Source organism: Allocoleopsis franciscana PCC 7113 (assembly GCF_000317515.1).
Classification (GTDB): domain Bacteria; phylum Cyanobacteriota; class Cyanobacteriia; order Cyanobacteriales; family Coleofasciculaceae; genus Allocoleopsis; species Allocoleopsis franciscana.
Genome location: NC_019738.1, coordinates 1,528,687 through 1,545,235, shown reverse-complemented (window position 1 = coordinate 1,545,235; position 16,549 = coordinate 1,528,687). Strand labels below are relative to the sequence as shown.

General features: G+C 44.2%; 13 protein-coding genes. 6 read left to right on the top strand and 7 right to left on the bottom strand.

The genetic code is table 11. The features are described 5' to 3' along the window. Nucleotides 1-291: 291 nt before the first annotated feature. From MIC7113_RS06550 to MIC7113_RS06535, 4 genes are all read left to right on the top strand, one after another. The gene (locus MIC7113_RS06550) at nt 292-2,376 is read left to right on the top strand and encodes a dynamin family protein (protein ID WP_015181393.1); all 2,085 of its coding nucleotides are present in this window, start codon (nt 292-294) and stop codon (nt 2,374-2,376) included. A gap of 71 nt (nt 2,377-2,447) precedes the next feature. Then, a complete protein-coding gene (locus MIC7113_RS06545; protein WP_015181392.1) occupies nt 2,448-4,529 on the top strand; it encodes a dynamin family protein in 2,082 nt (693 codons plus the stop codon). Between the two features lie 43 nt (nt 4,530-4,572). Next, complete coding sequence (locus MIC7113_RS06540; protein ID WP_015181391.1) at nt 4,573-5,121, top strand: hypothetical protein; 549 nt, start codon at nt 4,573-4,575, stop codon at nt 5,119-5,121. A gap of 276 nt (nt 5,122-5,397) precedes the next feature. Then, nucleotides 5,398-7,086, top strand: a complete 1,689-nt coding sequence (locus MIC7113_RS06535) for a dynamin family protein (protein ID WP_015181390.1) — start codon at nt 5,398-5,400, stop codon at nt 7,084-7,086. Nucleotides 7,087-7,137: 51 nt separating this feature from the next. Here MIC7113_RS06535 and MIC7113_RS06530 read toward each other — a convergent pair whose 3' ends face one another. The 4 genes from MIC7113_RS06530 to purS form a co-directional block, all read right to left on the bottom strand. Beyond that, nucleotides 7,138-8,073: a WD40 repeat domain-containing protein gene (locus MIC7113_RS06530; protein ID WP_015181389.1), complete on the bottom strand. Its 936-nt coding sequence runs from the start codon at nt 8,071-8,073 to the stop codon at nt 7,138-7,140. Between the two features lie 326 nt (nt 8,074-8,399). Continuing rightward, nucleotides 8,400-8,660, bottom strand: coding sequence for a hypothetical protein (locus MIC7113_RS06525; protein WP_015181388.1), 261 nt, complete (start codon nt 8,658-8,660; stop codon nt 8,400-8,402). A 654-nt stretch (nt 8,661-9,314) separates the two neighbouring features. Beyond that, the gene (gene purQ, locus MIC7113_RS06520) at nt 9,315-10,037 is read right to left on the bottom strand and encodes a phosphoribosylformylglycinamidine synthase subunit PurQ (RefSeq protein ID WP_015181387.1); all 723 of its coding nucleotides are present in this window, start codon (nt 10,035-10,037) and stop codon (nt 9,315-9,317) included. Next, nucleotides 10,034-10,315, bottom strand: a complete 282-nt coding sequence (purS, locus tag MIC7113_RS06515; protein WP_015181386.1) for a phosphoribosylformylglycinamidine synthase subunit PurS — start codon at nt 10,313-10,315, stop codon at nt 10,034-10,036. Before purS ends, purQ begins: the two co-directional genes overlap by 4 nt. A 103-nt stretch (nt 10,316-10,418) precedes the next feature. Between purS and MIC7113_RS06510 the strand changes: the two genes are divergently transcribed. Together MIC7113_RS06510 and MIC7113_RS06505 are read left to right on the top strand one after the other, a co-directional pair. Further along, nucleotides 10,419-10,838: a Fur family transcriptional regulator gene (locus MIC7113_RS06510; RefSeq protein ID WP_015181385.1), complete on the top strand. Its 420-nt coding sequence runs from the start codon at nt 10,419-10,421 to the stop codon at nt 10,836-10,838. An 81-nt stretch (nt 10,839-10,919) separates the two neighbouring features. Continuing rightward, nucleotides 10,920-12,116: an anion transporter gene (locus MIC7113_RS06505; protein ID WP_015181384.1), complete on the top strand. Its 1,197-nt coding sequence runs from the start codon at nt 10,920-10,922 to the stop codon at nt 12,114-12,116. Nucleotides 12,117-12,432: 316 nt separating this feature from the next. Here MIC7113_RS06505 and MIC7113_RS06500 read toward each other — a convergent pair whose 3' ends face one another. The 3 genes from MIC7113_RS06500 to adhE form a co-directional block, all read right to left on the bottom strand. Next, nucleotides 12,433-12,804: a roadblock/LC7 domain-containing protein gene (locus MIC7113_RS06500; RefSeq protein ID WP_015181383.1), complete on the bottom strand. Its 372-nt coding sequence runs from the start codon at nt 12,802-12,804 to the stop codon at nt 12,433-12,435. Between the two features lie 173 nt (nt 12,805-12,977). Further along, the gene (locus MIC7113_RS06495; RefSeq protein WP_015181382.1) at nt 12,978-13,472 is read right to left on the bottom strand and encodes a hypothetical protein; all 495 of its coding nucleotides are present in this window, start codon (nt 13,470-13,472) and stop codon (nt 12,978-12,980) included. Between the two features lie 309 nt (nt 13,473-13,781). Next, on the bottom strand, nt 13,782-16,481 hold the full coding sequence (gene adhE, locus MIC7113_RS06490; RefSeq protein WP_015181381.1) for a bifunctional acetaldehyde-CoA/alcohol dehydrogenase: 2,700 nt from the start codon (nt 16,479-16,481) through the stop codon (nt 13,782-13,784). Nucleotides 16,482-16,549 lie beyond the last annotated feature (68 nt).

Below are 16,549 nucleotides of genomic sequence, written 5' to 3'. Positions count from 1 at the left end.
GAGCGTTCTATCTCTATAGACGCTTACCTCATATATCAATTCAGGCTCAATTAAATTAAATTTTCATAACTTAGAGCTAGGCAGGAGAGAGGCTTCAAGGTTAAGGTTATGGGAAATTTAGTAGGATAGCGATTCCTGCCAAAGATTATCCTACCAAGACACTACGCGATCTCTGGGAGTTGGGACTCTAATAATTCCCGCTCTTGTATTCACAGAAGCTTCTCAACGGCAGACTCATCCCAATTCCTGGCTCTACCTTGTCCAACAATCGGAGGTTATCAGGTCACAACCATGAGCTATATAGTTGAAACGGACAGTTTGATCAATGATTTGGGGCGAGTTGCCAAAGTTCGCTCAGAAGTGGCTAATTGCCTAAATCAGATGGTTGCCACTCTAGAGCAAGCCGAATCTGAAGGGAAAAGTATCTCTGGTGAATTGGGTTTAGAGGAAGAAATAGAAGACCTCAATATTGCCAGTAAAAATTTACGCCAAGGTGTATTTCGATTACTCGTTTTAGGCGATATGAAACGAGGAAAAAGTACGTTTGTCAATGCCTTAATTGGTGAAAACTTGTTACCGAGTGATGTAAATCCTTGTACAGCAGTGCTGACGGTTTTACGTTATGGCCCCCTGAAAAAAGTAACGATTTACTTTAAAAACGGCAAAAGTCCCGAACAACTGGGATTTCACGAATTTAAGCAGCAATATACGATCGACCCGGATGAAGCTAAGCGATTAGAACAAGAGAAAAAACAAGCCTTTCCTGAGGTTGACTATGCTGTCGTTGAATATCCCTTACCCTTACTGGAAAAGGGTATTGAAATTGTGGATAGTCCGGGATTAAATGATACCGAAGCACGCAATGAACTCTCTCTGGGTTATATCCATAACTGCCACGCTATTCTGTTCATTCTCAGAGCGTCTCAATCCTTAACACTGGGAGAGCGTCGCTATCTAGATAATTACATTAAAAATCGAGGATTAACGGTTTTCTTTTTAATCAATGCTTGGGATGAAATTCGCAAAGAAATGCTCGATCCCGATAATCTAGAAGCCGTCCAAGAAGCAGAGAATAAAGTCCGTCAAGTTTTTCAAACTAATCTATCAGACTATTGTCAAGTTGAGAGCAGAAATGTTTACGAGGAGCGAGTCTTTGAACTCTCCTCCTTGAATGCGCTGCGTCTAAGGTTAAAAAACCCTATCGATCCGCTAGAAAAAACGGGCTTTCCCAAGTTTATGGCGGCTCTCAACACTTTTTTAACCAAGGAGCGAGCGATTGCTGAATTGAGACAAGCGAGAACTCTAGCACGACAAACTCACACTCGTGTTCATGAAGCTGTTGAACGTCGTCTGCCTTTGCTCAGTCAAGATGTCAAGGAGTTACAAGCCAAAATTAGCTCGCTTGAACCTGAATTTAACCAACTTGCCGATATCCGCGAGCAATTTCAGGACGAAATTCGAGAAATGCGTGATCGGAAAGCAACAGCGATCGCCGATTCATTTCGTAACTATGTTTTGAACTTAGGGAACACGTTTGAAACTGATTTTGTTCAATATCAGCCAACGCTTACCTTTGTGGATGCTCTGCAAAAAGGGAAACGAGAAGAGTTTAGTGTATCCTTCAAACAGGCATTTGAGCAATACATTAATAACAAAATTTCGGCTTGGGAACTGACGATCGAGCAAGAGATGAACGACGCCTTTTCCCAACTCGCCAAAAGTGCAGCCAACTATGGGGCTTCCTATAGTCAGGTGACTGAGAAGATGAGTGAAAAATTAATTGGGCAAAAGATATATACCCCGACAGGGAGTGAAGAAGAGAATTCTCCAGCTTGGGCAAGTTGGGCGATGGGGTTTTTAATGTTAACAACAGGTAACGTTGCTGGCATAGCACTGGCAGGAGCGGGTTTTGATTGGAAAAGTATCCTCGTCAATGCTCTGGGTGTGATTGGGATCTGGGGTTTTTTAACGGTTTTTTCGATTCCATTGATTGGTATTACAGGACCACTTGGCATTGCCCTGCTAGGGTTGGGAATTGGTGCCGTGCAAGCTGATCAAGCTCGTCAAGAATTGATTAAAGCCACCAAGAAAGAGTTTGTGAAATATCTACCTCAAATTGCCCAGGAGCAATGGACACCGATTAATCAAGCCGTCAAAGACTGTTTTGATGCCTATGAACGTGAAGTGACCAAGCGGGTAAACAATGATATTAAAGCTCGGAAAGCAGAGCTAGATAATTTACTCAAGCAACAGGGTTCTCAAGAATTTAATCAGGATGCTGAATTAAAGCGTCTGAAGAGTTTGGATTCTGATGTATTAACCCAATGTCGGAGTATTGAGTTTATTTATGAGTGTTTATTAACTTCACCTGCTTAAAGTTTTACTTCTAGTCAGGTGGGCAGAAACCCCCTAAGTCTAGACCTCTAGTTTTTCATCAAGGAAGTTCAATGAGTTATAAAATTGAAGCTGACAGTTTCATCAACGATTTGAATCGAGTGACTCAAGTCCGTTATGAAGTGTCGAATTCTCTGGCTAAAATTGCCGAAACGCTCAACCAATCTGAAACAGAAGGAAAACAAACTTCGGGAGGACTGGGGTTAGAGGTAGAAATTGACGACCTTAAGGTGGCGAGTAAAAATCTCCGGAGTGGTGTATTTCGGCTACTGGTTTTAGGAGATATGAAACGAGGGAAAAGTACTTTCCTCAATGCTTTAATTGGAGAGAATTTATTACCCAGTGATGTCAATCCCTGTACCGCACTATTAACAGTTTTACGCTATGGCTCTGAAAAAAAAGTGACGGTTTATTTCAATGACGGAAGAAGCCCGGAACAGCTAGATTTTAAAGAATTTAAGTATAAGTACACGATCGATCCGGCTGAAGCCAAGCAACTCGAACAAGAAAAAAAGCAAGCTTTTCCAGGAGTTGACTATGCCGTCGTTGAGTATCCCTTACCTCTGTTAGAAAAGGGCGTGGAAATTGTTGATAGTCCGGGACTCAATGATACAGAATCTCGGAACGAATTGTCTTTGGGTTATATCAATAATTGCCATGCTATTCTCTTTGTGCTCAGAGCATCACAACCTTGTACGCTTGGGGAACGCCGTTATCTGGAAAATTACATCAAAGGTCGAGGATTGACGGTTTTCTTTTTAATTAATGCTTGGGATCAGGTGCGTGAGTCATTAATTGACCCCGATGATGAGGAAGAACTGCAAGAATCTGAAGAGAAACTGCGTCGAGTTTTTAAAGCGAATTTAGCGGATTACTGCTTGGTGGATGGTCATAATGTTTATGAGGAGCGAGTGTTTGAAATTTCCGCGATTAAGGCGCTGAGAAAGCGGATGAAAGATGCTTCTGCTTCTTTAGCAGGAACAGGATTTCCGGAGTTCATGGGCGCACTCAACACGTTTTTGACTCAGGAACGGGCAATCTCCGAGTTGCGGCAAGCGAGAACCTTGGCACGCCAAACTTGCAGCCATGCCAAAGAAGCGATCGCACGCCGTGTTCCTTTACTGGAAAAGGATGTCAAGCAACTCAAAGAACGGATTTTTTCAGTTGAACCTGAATTTACCAAATTAATCGATATTCGCGACCAATTCCAAGCTGAAATTCGTTCCACTAGAGATACTCAAGCAAGAGCGATCGCTGATTCTTTCCGCGCCTATGTTTTAAATCTGGGCAACACCTTTGAAACTGATTTTATTCGCTATCAACCTGAGCTAAAATTGCTGGATTTTTTGAGTAAAGGTAAACGGGAAGCCTTCAATGCTGCACTGCAAAAAGCCTTTGAGCAGTACATTACAGATAAGTTTGCGGCTTGGAGTCTTACCGCAGAGCAAGAGATGAATGCTGCTTTCTTAGGATTATCTCGAAGTGCGGTAGAGTATGGTGCATCCTACAACCAAGTGACGGATCGGATTACTGAAAAACTCACCGGACAAAAGATCAACCTTAATTCCAACGCCTCAGTAGACGAGGATAACTCACCCGGATGGACAAAGTGGGCAATGGGTTTGTTTTCCCTAGCTCGTGGTAACATCGCGGGTGTGGCAATGGCAGGAGCCGGTTTCGATTGGAAAAATATCCTCTTCAACTATGTAGCAGTAATTGGCATTGGTAGTATTCTCTCTGCTGTTACAGGTATTTTTTTAGGGCCAATTGGACTGGCATTAATTGGTATGGGGGTTGGCTTTATGCAAGCCGATCAAGCCCGACAAGAGTTGGTGAAAACCGCTAAAAAAGAATTGGTGAAATATCTACCTCAAGTGGCAAATGAGCAATGGTTACCGGTTCATGATGCCGTTAAAGAATGCTTTGATGCCTATGAGCGCGAAGTCACCAAGCGAATTGATGATGATATTCAGGCGCGGAAAGCGGAGTTAGATAATCTGCTCAAGCAAAAGGAATCCTATGAAATTAATCAGGAGGCAGAATTGGATCGTCTGAATAAATTGGAAACTGATGTTTCCTCCGAATTACAGAATATTGAGACGCTGTATCAGAACTTTCTATCTGTGGTTGCCTGACTTGACAGAATTCAACGACTATCTAATCTGTGAGGTTTAAAAGATGAGAAATTGGCTGGTTTGGATTCCTAACCCTAATTCGTGGATGAGTGCAATTCTCCTAATTTTGCTCGTCCGGGGAATTGCTGTTGCCATCAGAATAATTTTTCAATACAGTTACTCCCTGATGGAGCTTTCACCGAAGTTGAGAATCGTGTTGTATTTCTTAGCTTTACTGTCGCCGATTTTAGTAATTGCTGTTGCCCACCATTTGCTTCATATATTTTTAGATCGGTATGCTCCCGCTAGCCGATCGCCAGGAATGAGTACATCTGAAGGGGTAATCCCTACCTTAATGAGTTGGTGGGAAGGGTTCTATGGTTGGATGGCGATCGCTTTAGCACTAGCGGTGAGTAGCATGATTGAGATTATCTTCTCATCCTCGTTTAACTCTCTCTATCATTTGCTGGGTTGGTGGGATGAATTGAGAGATTTATTCACACTACCTACACTGTATCGAGTGATTACCGCCGCCTACCTTTATCAGTTTGAATATTTAGTTCGGAATCATCTGATGGCTGTTGGTTCTAGTACTCAGTCTCATCGGGAGTGATATCGAATCCGTTTGCATTGGAATCATATTTTTTTACGCTCCAGAGCGCAGAGGGGGACGCTGAGGTCTTTGAATAATTTCGATACAAATGGAAATGATATGAGGCGATTATCGTAAGTTGACTGACATCTTGCACCCTTTTCAGTAAAATACACAGTCTGCCCGGAAATGCATTTCCGGGCTAATAGAAAAAACCCATTAAATTAATTGTTATTTTTTATTTATCTATTTCATGAATTCGAGAATTCATATCTTGGAAAATATAGGAATAGTCGTATGCAAGAACAGAACGTTTATCAAAATCTGGTAACTAACCTTAGATCGGCGCTTGGAGTCCTTGAACTCGATAAAACTTCACAACTTTACCGGGATGCAATATCCATTTGCGACTATATCGAAGACCCAATTTTTCGGATTGCTGTCTTTGGCCCATTTAATTACGGCAAGTCCACCCTACTGAATGCCATTCTGGGAAATCGTACCTTACCCATCGATTTGATTCCCACAACAGGCGCGGCGATTCATGTCCGATATGGGAACGAGTTACACACTCGAATTACCTTTAAAGATGGTACAAAAATTAGTGAGAGTGGCACTGAAGTTCTGAAGCAATATGCCATCCTAGATGACCAAAGACGGATGCGCGGCGATGTAACCTCTGTTCATGTTTACTGTCCCCATTCTTTCCTGCAAAGGAATGTGGAATTGCTGGATTTACCGGGAACGAATGACAGAGAAGCACAGGATGATTTAGTACGCGATCAACTGCTAACGGCAGATTTGGTGATTCAGGTACTTGATGCTCGAAAACTTATGACATTATATGAGCGTGAGAACCTAAGAGATTGGCTCCTGGATCGCGGCATCAAAACGGTTGTTTTTGTTGCCAATTTCCTGAATTTGCTAGAACCTGAAGACCAAAAGCAAGTCTATAATCGCTTGCTGTTTGTGGCTGAAAGTTTTCGCTCAGAGTTACCGAATAATATCAGTAATTTATATCGCGTAGATGCCTTGCCAGCCTTAAGAGCCAGACTCAAAGGCGATGCATCAGCGGCGCAAACCACGGGACTCGCAATGTTTGAATCTGCCTTACAATCAATTGTGGCAGTGAAGCATGAAAATCAAGATATTCGGCTTCCCCGTGTACAGGCGATCGCCACCCAAATTCAGCAAGCCTTGCAAACCAAAGCGCAAACCGTTAGCAGCGAATTAGAAATGGCGGCAAATAAACGCCATCAGAAATTTGAGATTAAACAAAAAGCCCAGAAACTCATTCAGAAAGGGTTCTCTAAAAGTGTTTCTGATTTTATGAGTTGGCTGTACCTGCCAAAACTCCTATACGCCTATCAATCTAATATTGTTTCAGCACTCCAACAAGGTACTTTTAACCATTGGGAAGGTGGAGGATTTAAGCAGGCGATCGCAGAACATGAACAGTCAATTATGAAATGGGTTCATCAAGCCTGTGAGTTTTTTGATTGTCCTCAACCTGGAGAACTATCGATTCCATTTCCTAGCCAGCCACAAGTGATTCTCCCCGAACCCCCTGGGCCATCAACCCCTTCCAAATCATCAACTGATGTTCCTCCTATTGCTTTGACATCGAGCGTCGGTTGGATTTTAGGTGGACCCGTTGGAGCCGTAGTAGCAGGTGGTGCTTCTTATCTCCTGAATAAGCTTAATCAAGATTCTGAACCCCAGAAACCTATCTCATCAAATGCTTATTTAGAAGAAGTCCAAGAAGCTTATAATCGGGCGGCTAAAGACTATTTGACACGATTCAGCAATCAAGCGTTCTCTACCCTAGATGACTATCAAAAGCTAGCTGAAAAAATTACTAACCTGCAAATTACGGAAGAGCCGAGCAAACAAACAACACAGCATTATCAATTGCAGTTATTGCAGACATTGCAGGATAATCTGACTCACGAATTAGACCTAGTTAGTACTAAATTCTCACTCTAGCTAAGAGGTGACTTTAGATTCACCCATTCCTCAATAAAATTAGTTTTATACTTACGTAACTTTCCATAATCGAATCGTTTTATCCGCACTTCCACTGGCAAGAATTGAGCTATCAGGACAAAAAGCTAGAGAATAAACCGCATCAGAATGCCCAGTTAAGGTGTTAATTAAGTCTCCCGTTAAGGCATTCCATAGCTTGATAGTATTATCATAACCACCCGTTGCGAAAAACTGTCCATTAGAGCTAAAAGCAATCGCCTTAATTTCTTTGGAATGTAGGGTATCTTTAATTACTTCTTCCTGAATTTTTAATGCCCATAAGCTGAATGCGCCTTTTAATCCACCTGTTGCAAAAGTCTGACCATCTGCATTGAAACAAACAGACCGAGGTGCACAAGAGGCGGCCAAGGTAATTTGTTCATCCGTATCCAGTTTCCAAAGTTTAATGGTATTGCCTGCGGTACTAATCAGGCAGGGTTCAACAGGACTGAATGCAAGGGACGCAATCCCGTATGAATATCCACTCAGCGTAGAGATTTCTGTCCATGTTCGCGTGTCCCACAGCTTGATGACTTTATCACTGCCACCACTCGCAAGAATTTTTCCATCTGCACTAAACGCTACCGCTCTCACGCCTTGCGCTAACAAACTCCCTTGAGAGTGTCCGGTTAAGGTATGGGTTTTACCCCGCTCAGAGCGAAGAAAGTGCTGCAAGTGCCATATTTTAATGATTTTATCCGTTCCACCACTGGCAATAAACTTGCCATTAGGGCTAACAGCCAGCGAGGTTACGGCTGATTCTGACCAATTGTCCGCGTGTCCTCTTAACGTTCGGATTAGTTTGCCACGGGTCAGGTTCCACAGTTGAATTCTGTTATCTCCAGCACTAATCAGTGTTTCTCCGTCAGGACTAAATGCAATCGCTGTCACTGGAAACGTATGACCATTAAGAATACCGATCTGTGTGTTTTGTTGTACAGTAAGCATACTGATTCCCCTGGAATGTATAACATGAGGAAAGTGCAGTTAATTCTGTTGAGTTGAAAGAATTAACGTCTCTTCGCAGACGCAATTTCACTGAATTTCTCTATTCAGTGTGCTGATTATAAAAGCCTCTTTTCCTCACTCAAAAAGAGACTATGTTCCAACACCTTAGCAGGGGTACTATAGAGATCGCTATTTGTTCGGCAAGACCTAATGAAAACTTCATTAAGACTTTAAAGTTGATCTAACGTTGTCATGTGCAAAAAATCAGGTTAAGGGTGAGCTTTATCTACTGACTGGAGCAATAAAAAATGCCTTAACTGTGAACCTTAGCTAGCTTTTCCGGCAGAATCCATTAATGATTCCTCTTCCATCTTGATGACTAAGTCAATTAGGTAGCGAGCGAAGCGAATGGTATCGGCGAGTCCTCTTTCGGTCACAGGATAGCTATAACGAGGGAAGCTTTCTCTAGGGTGCTGCCATCGCAACCATAACTGTCCATCAACGACCTTTGTACTAATTAACCAGCCTCGATATCGCAATGGTTTCATCTGCAAGCTGGTTTCAGGCGTGTTTGCAGTTACTGGCATTCTCCGTCTCCTTCCTCATCGTTTATTGGCGTGTCTATCCCGATCAGCCCTTACCGAAACAATGCATTCCTGCATGACCTAACAATCGGTTGACAAATTAGCCTAATGGTGATATTTCTGTTGGGCAGTATCCAGCTAAAAGTGTAGAATGTTTTTTGATTTTTCTCTAGTTTGTATTTTTTACTCACCTCAGAAGGAGTCTCGATCCTTAATCTAAGGTGATTGACTATATTCTGAGTGTAGCTTTTTAATCATAATATTCTATCTCTGCGTAAAATTGTGTATAGACTTGCCCTTTTTAAGTCGGCGTAAAATGAAGTTTGTATAAAGTTGCTCTGGTTAAGAATCCCCTCGCCGCTCCTCGACGCACTAATGGGGTTTAGCTTTGACGCCGAACGTTAGTTCAGGCTTACTGCAAAATATAGGGTGAACCAAGCCGGAAAGTGGAATCTCTCCGGCCTAGCTTTTGTAAAATCGTACAGGGTGACAACAAGCTACTACCCTTCTAGTGCAGCATGGCAGAAATAACTGACCAGCTATAATCTCCCCTGCTCCCCCGCTCCCCTGCTCCCCCGCTCCCCTGCTCCCCCGCTCCCCTGCTTGCACAGAGGTGGTCAGAAACTTTTGCCGTCATGCACTAGGGGGTATGACAGCTTACTTGGCTAAACTAAAGGGAGATAGGCTTTCACTGACGGTGGTTGCCAATAATCCCTGGAACAATTTCAGGCCATCAGTGCCCCCGATTAGGGAGTCTGATTCCCGTTCTGGGTGCGGCATCATTCCCAAAACCCTGCCAGTGCGATCGCAAATTCCGGCAATGTTGTTCAAGGAACCATTGGGGTTGCCCTTGTCGTCTGTCTCACCCGTAGTTGTGGAGTAACGAAACAAGACTTGTCCGTTATCTTCCAATGCTTTGAGCGTGTCAGAATCGGCATAGTAGCGACCTTCCCCATGAGCAATAGGCAAGGTAATGACCTCTTGAGCTTGATAAGCCGAAGTCCAGGGCAGATCGGTTCGTTCTACTTTGACAGGAACGCGATCGCAAATAAAATGTAAGTCTCGATTGCGAACCAGTGCCCCTGGCAGTAGCCCCATTTCCGTTAATACCTGAAAACCGTTGCAGATACCCAGAACAAACTTACCCTGCTTAGCATGTTCTACCACCTGCCCCATTACCGGCGAAAATTGGGCAATCGCCCCACAACGCAGGTAGTCCCCATAACTGAAACCACCGGGTAGCACCACCACATCTAAGTCAGATATATCCGTTTCCTGGTGCCAAACCATCCGCGTGGGTTGATTGAGTAAACTCTGAGTCACATAAGCCACATCACGATCGCAGTTTGACCCCGGAAAGACCACAATCCCAAATTTCATGACGACGCCCCCATTAGTGCCGCTACCTCAACCAAATCAAACCGATAATTTTCAATCACTGGATTGGCCAAAAGTTGATCGCAGATGCTGTCAAGTTGCTGCCGTGCTGTTTCTTCATTGGCAGCGCTTATCATCAAATCAATATACTTGCCAATTCGTACCTGCTCCACGTTGTCGTAACCCAGTTGCTTCAGTCCCGACTCCACCGCCACTCCGGCTGGATCTAATACTGAAGGTCGGAGGGTAACATAAATGTGCGCTTGATATTTGTGAATCACTCTTCATTCCCCAAACGATAAGAAAGCCCATTTTAAAGTTTGCAGTACCAATTCCCAAACTCCCCCAGAAATTAAATTTGTAGTGAAATTCAGTAGCAAGCCCATGAAAGTCCAGCGTACCCGCTCTCAAGACCGAATTTTGAATTTGCTCAAAAGTTTAAACCGTGCCGTCTCTGCCCAGGATATTTATGTCGAGTTACGCAACCGCGAACAAAGTATGGGGTTGGCAACCGTCTACCGCTCTCTGGAAGTGTTGAAGCTCGGAGGTGCCGTACAGGTGCGAACCCTTGCCAATGGCGAATCCCTCTATAGTTCGGTGCAGCGCGACCAACACCACCTCACCTGCCTCAATTGTGGGGCATCCATTACGCTCAATGAATGTCCCGTTCATCAACTCGAATCACAGTTGGAAGATTCTCACCAATTCAGAATTTACTACCATACGTTGGAGTTTTTTGGACTATGCGATCGCTGTTCTACGGCTCATGATAGCGAAAAAGCTGATTCCACTCCTCATCTCTAAGAAATTCAGGAGTTCGCCGGACAAAGGCAAACTCGCCAAGATTGGAGGGATAGCGGACATCTACGAGGGTGGTCAAAATTTGTGAGTTTTCTGCAAGTCGCAAGGTACTTCCTATTAGGTGTGACTTACTTAGGATTGGGATTGGGGCAACTACCCGGTTTACGCATGAATCGAGCGACAATTGCCTTAGTGGGGTCAGCTTTTCTGATCACACTGGGAGTGCTGAATTTACAAGAGGCGTGGGAAGCGATCGATCCCAACACCATTGTGTTCTTACTCAGCATGATGGTGGTAAATGCTAACCTCTCCTATTCCGGCTTTTTTCAACTGGCACTGTCGTCTCTGCTTCGCCTCACCAGCAGTCCCTTTGGCTTGCTGATTGTCTTGACTTTTGGCAGTGGTATTCTTTCCGCGTTTTTTCTAAACGATACGTTGGCGCTGGTTTTTACCCCGTTAACCTTGAGTTTGACCGAAGCACTAAAGTTGAATCCGATTCCTTTTTTACTTGCGATCGCAGGTGCGACTAATATAGGGTCTGTTGCTACTCTCAGCGGCAATCCCCAGAATATTTTAATTGGCTCTTTTTCCCAAATTGGCTACCTCAAATTTGCTCAATCTCTCACCCCTGTTGCTCTAGCCGGGTTAGTCGTGCAAATTGGGTTATTGTGGCTATTGTATCCAGAGGTGCGCTCTACAACCGCTGAGTCTAATCCCCCTCAGATACGTTACCGCATCTTTAAACCGTTGTTTACCAAAACCTTGGTGGTAACCACAGGACTTTTATGCGCGTTTGCAGTCGGTGTTCCCCTGGGAGAAGCCTCGTTGACGGCGGCGGCGTTATTACTCATTACCCGTCGGGTGAAACCGCAAAAAATATTGCGGCGAGTGGACTGGAATCTCTTGGTGATGTTTTCCGGTTTATTTATCCTGACTCATGCTACTCAAAAGCTCAACTTGTTGCAGCCGTTTACCACTCTGGCTAACACCTCTTTGGGATTTTTAGGAGTGACAGCGGTGCTATCGAATTTAATCTCGAATGTGCCAGCCGTACTTTTGTTGCATCCATTAATTGAGAGAAGTGATACTTCATCTTGGTTGCTGTTGTCAGCGGGGTCAACCTTGGCAGGCAATCTGACGTTGTTTGGTTCAGTGGCTAACTTGATTGTGGCGGAAGCGACGGCACAATTAGGCTATGAATTAACCTTTAAACAGCATCTGCGATTTGGCTTACCGATCACAGCTATTACATTAGCGATCGCTTATTTTTGGATTTACTGATTAGATGCCATGTTTAAGCAAATATTTGTGCTATTGGACAGGTAAAATTAGGCCATAAAGGACAAGTTCTAGAGATGCCTTACATTCTAGGATAGACAGCAGGCGGGGAGTGTCTACATTACGAGTCAGGAAAGAACAGCGATTGCACATTACCCACTTGAGGAAAGATGAAGGGATTAGATGCGATCGCCCTGACTGTCTAAATATTATTACTTGAGAAGAAGCGTCTTGCGGGAAAAAGACCCATCTTTATTTGAACACAAGTCGTCCTAATCCACAATGAACAAGATTCCTAACAGGATGACAACCCTGGCAGCTAACTTAAAATCAGCATCAGCTCAGTAAGAGCTCGCTTAATTTCTAACATCAAAACCCCTTGCTTTGCTTCCTTATCTGCTAGGACAAGAAAGACTGCATCCGCACCACAACTTGTCAAAATGCTAAAGCCTTCTTGACCGTGAATATAGACGCGATCCATCTCACCTCTACCCAGTTCTCGACCAATACGTTCACCCAAAGACAACATGGCGGCAGACATCGCCGAAACCCTTTCCTCATCCATACTACCGGGCAAACAGGAAGCCAGGGGTAAGCCGTCTGTGGTAACCATTGCTGCCCCTTGAACATTAGAGGTTATTGAAACAAAATTTTGCAGAACATTGCCCAGTTTTTGCGTATTGATTGCCATTATTGTACTCCTGTCAAATTTCAGACAGTTTGACTGAAAGAATGTGTAATATTATTCGGTGCAGAAAGCTGTGAGCCAATAGCTGATCTTATATCTTATAAGTCCCGAAATTCAGCTCTTTCCTCAGCGATGACTTAAATGAACAAAGGATTAAGCAAAGGTTCTCTAGGCGATTAATCTAGGATGATGTACTCAATCACATCATGAGTACTACCCCGCAAGACTGAACCGATTTGTTTTCCCTGTAAACGTTTGCCCAAGAATGCTTCTAAAAAGCCCTGAATTGCCCCTAAAGTATAGGTACACGTTCGGGTTGAATCATCGGGTTCGCCAGAAGAACAAAACGTTTCTTTTGCATACACTCTGTAGGCTTTTCCTTCTTGCTCTATCTTGTCAATAATGCACAATCGGCTTCCTTCTTGGCCTAGAATAGAATTAGCCTTTTCTCGAATTTCGTCGAGAGACAAGGCAACACCTTTATTTACTAATCCAAGCTCTTCAATTGAATTCTTGCCTTGCTTTCGACCGGCAGCAATCATCGCAATTGCAGCTGTTCTTTCGCCGATTGTTTCTTCGATTCCTGTGAGAATTGACTTCAGAAAGATAATACTGCCAAAATCTCCAAGTTCTTTACGTAAGACATGCGGTTCTACAGACATAAGATACATCCCCGACCCTCTGTAGTAGTCCAGTTTGATGGAGGTATTAATACGTATTAACCCTTTTCAATATAATTATAGATTTAATTATGAAGAATGCGTGAAGCTTAGGCACAACTGTAATAAGTATCAATTGTGGCGATTAGCTATCAATTCTGATATGGTTAAAAACATTAAGATTAGTAAAATAAAGCTTTATATAAAGACACGGTTTTACTAACGAACTCTGACTCTTAAACCAAAAATAAAGGGCGGACTCATCGCCCGCCCCATCTTTAGAGCATGATACCTGCTCTAACACGAAAACAAAACTTATCCCTAAACTGTTGCCGCTATCGATTCCTCAACATCACCACCAGTAGCCGTGACAACAGTAGCATTGGATGGATTAACTTCGGGATGATACAGTCCTGCCCCGATTGGACAACCCCGGTAAGCTAAGGTGTACAATTCCTTCAAATCCCGAATCAGTGGATAGCGTGGATTCGCGCCAGTGCATTGGTCATCGAATGCTTGGTCTGCCATCTCTTCCACTCCTTCGTAGAAGGCTTTATCATCGTCTGAAAGAACTTCCTTAATCGTCAGCGGAATATCTAACTGACGCTTGAGTTCTTCGATCGCATCCACGAGTTTCTCCACCTTCTCTTCTTCCGTATTACCCCCTAAATTCAGGTAATCGGCAATCCGAGCATAGCGCCATTTGGCATTCGGATACTTATATTGTGGGAAAATCGCTTGCTTAAATGGTATATCCGTCGCGTTGTAGCGGATGACATGGGAAATCATCAGCGCATTCGCTAAACCGTGGGGGACATGGAAAGTAGAACCCAATTTGTGCGCCATTGAGTGACAAACACCCAGGAAAGCATTAGCAAATGCCATCCCCGCCATCGTTGCACCGTAATGTACCTTCTCCCGTGCCTTCGGGTCTTTTGCCCCGTTTTGGTAAGCACTCGGCAGATACTTAAATAGTAACCGAATGGCCTCTAATGCTTGTCCGTTGGTAAACTCTGAAGCAAACACCGAAACATAAGCTTCCAGCGCGTGAGTTAAGGCATCAATACCCCCGTAAGCCGTGAGTTTCTTCGGCATATTCATCACCAACTCCGGGTCTATGATCGCCATATTTGGAGTTAGGGCATAATCAGCGAGTGGGTACTTAATCCCCGTGCGTTCATCGGTAACCACAGCAAACGGCGTCACTTCCGAACCCGTTCCCGATGTCGTCGGAATTGCCACCATCATCGCTTTCTCACCCAGCGCCGGCAGTTCATAAACCCGCTTGCGGATATCCATAAACCGCATCGCCAACCCTTCAAATTCTATCTCTGGATGCTCGTACATCAGCCACATCACCTTCGCGGCATCCATTGGTGAACCGCCACCAATTGAGATAATCACATCAGGATTGAAGGTATTCATCAAACTCAATCCCTTCTTAACTGTTCCTAAGGATGGGTCAGGTTCAACATCATAGAAGGTATCGTATTTCAGCCCGATATCATCCAAAATCTCTTCAACCGGACGGGTGACTCCCAACTCATATAAGGGTTTATCCGTAATGATAAATGCCCGTTTCTTCCCAACTAACTCGCGTAAGGCGGTGGGCAAACAGCCATACTTAAAGTACACCTTCGGCGGAATCCGAAACCAGAGCATATTCTCCCGCCGTTCCGATACCGTCTTAACATTCAGCAGGTGTTGCGGGCCAACATTACCACTAATTGAGTTGCCACCCCAAGTCCCACAACCTAACGTTAAAGAGGGGTCAAGCCGGAAGTTATAAAGGTCACCAATCGCCCCTTGAGATGCGGGCGTATTAATCAGGACTCGTGCCGTTTCTACCTGGGATTCATAATAGTTGATGTGTTCTTTGTTGGAGGGTGCGGTGTAGAGTACGGCGGTATGACCCATCCCCCCAAACTCAACCAACTTCTTTGCTTTATCTACCGCTTCCTGAAAGTTAGGTGCACGATACATTGCCAGGATGGGAGACAATTTCTCGTAAGCGAAGGGTTCGTTGGTGTTGATGTCTTCAACTTCACCAATCAGGACTCTGGTATTGGCGGGTATGGAAATCTCTGCTAATTCCGCTAACCTTTCTACGGGTTGGCCTACAATTTCAGCATTCAAACGCCCATCGACAATAATCTTACGCCCCAGCTTTTCCCTCTCTTCTGGTGTTAGCAAGTAAGCACCGCGCTCAATAAATTCTTCCCTGACGGTATCATAAACCTCATCGACAACAATCACCGATTGTTCGCTGGCACAAATCATGCCATTATCAAAGGTTTTACTCAGCAAAATTGATGAGACTGCCATTTTAATATGAGCCGTTTCATCAATAACCGCTGGAGTATTCCCGGCACCGACTCCCAAAGAAGGGTGACCTGAAGAATAGGCGGCTTTGACCATTGCAGGGCCACCGGTAGCGAGAATCAGCTTGATGTCATGATGCTGCATCAGCGCTTGAGATAATGGCACCGTTGGTTCATCAATCCAACCGATAATGTCTTCCGGTGCGCCGGCTTCCACTGCTGCTTTTAAAACAATTTTCGCCGCTTCACTGGTGGATTGCTTTGCTCTGGGGTGAGGAGAGAAGATAATTCCATTCCGAGTTTTGAGAGCCAGCAGGGCTTTAAAAATGGCTGTGGAAGTTGGGTTCGTTGTGGGGACAATTCCAGCCAGAATCCCTACGGGTTCAGCAATTTTTTGGAACCCAAAGGATTGGTCTTCTTCGATAACACCGCAGGTTTTTTCTTGCTTGTACTTGTTGTAAATAATTTCCGAAGCAAAGTGGTTCTTAATCACCTTATCTTCGATAATTCCCATACCCGTTTCGGTAGCAGCCAGCTTAGCCAGCGGGATTCTTGCTGCGTTTGCTGCTAGCGCCGCTTTCTTGAAGATTTGGTCTACCTGTTCTTGGGTGTAAGTGGCATATTTCTCTTGAGCCACTTTTACCCGTTGAATCAGGTCTTCTAGTTCTTGGATGTTGGTGACGCTTATTTGAGTTTGCATAAGTCTCTGCCAGAATCTTTGTCGTTAGGCTTGAATTCAAGAACGTCTCGCTCTTCTCTTGATTTTTC

What these genes read in the sequence shown, in the direction of transcription:
- MIC7113_RS06550 (WP_015181393.1), top strand. Translation starts at nt 292, where the DNA reads ATGAGCTATATAGTTGAAACGGACAGTTTGATCAATGATTTGGGGCGA.
- MIC7113_RS06545 (WP_015181392.1), top strand. Translation starts at nt 2,448, where the DNA reads ATGAGTTATAAAATTGAAGCTGACAGTTTCATCAACGATTTGAATCGA.
- MIC7113_RS06540 (WP_015181391.1), top strand. Translation starts at nt 4,573, where the DNA reads ATGAGAAATTGGCTGGTTTGGATTCCTAACCCTAATTCGTGGATGAGT.
- MIC7113_RS06535 (WP_015181390.1), top strand. Translation starts at nt 5,398, where the DNA reads ATGCAAGAACAGAACGTTTATCAAAATCTGGTAACTAACCTTAGATCG.
- MIC7113_RS06530 (WP_015181389.1), bottom strand. Translation starts at nt 8,073, where the DNA reads ATGCTTACTGTACAACAAAACACACAGATCGGTATTCTTAATGGTCAT.
- MIC7113_RS06525 (WP_015181388.1), bottom strand. Translation starts at nt 8,660, where the DNA reads ATGCCAGTAACTGCAAACACGCCTGAAACCAGCTTGCAGATGAAACCA.
- purQ (WP_015181387.1), bottom strand. Translation starts at nt 10,037, where the DNA reads ATGAAATTTGGGATTGTGGTCTTTCCGGGGTCAAACTGCGATCGTGAT.
- MIC7113_RS06510 (WP_015181385.1), top strand. Translation starts at nt 10,419, where the DNA reads ATGAAAGTCCAGCGTACCCGCTCTCAAGACCGAATTTTGAATTTGCTC.
- MIC7113_RS06500 (WP_015181383.1), bottom strand. Translation starts at nt 12,804, where the DNA reads ATGGCAATCAATACGCAAAAACTGGGCAATGTTCTGCAAAATTTTGTT.
- MIC7113_RS06495 (WP_015181382.1), bottom strand. Translation starts at nt 13,472, where the DNA reads ATGTATCTTATGTCTGTAGAACCGCATGTCTTACGTAAAGAACTTGGA.
- adhE (WP_015181381.1), bottom strand. Translation starts at nt 16,481, where the DNA reads ATGCAAACTCAAATAAGCGTCACCAACATCCAAGAACTAGAAGACCTG.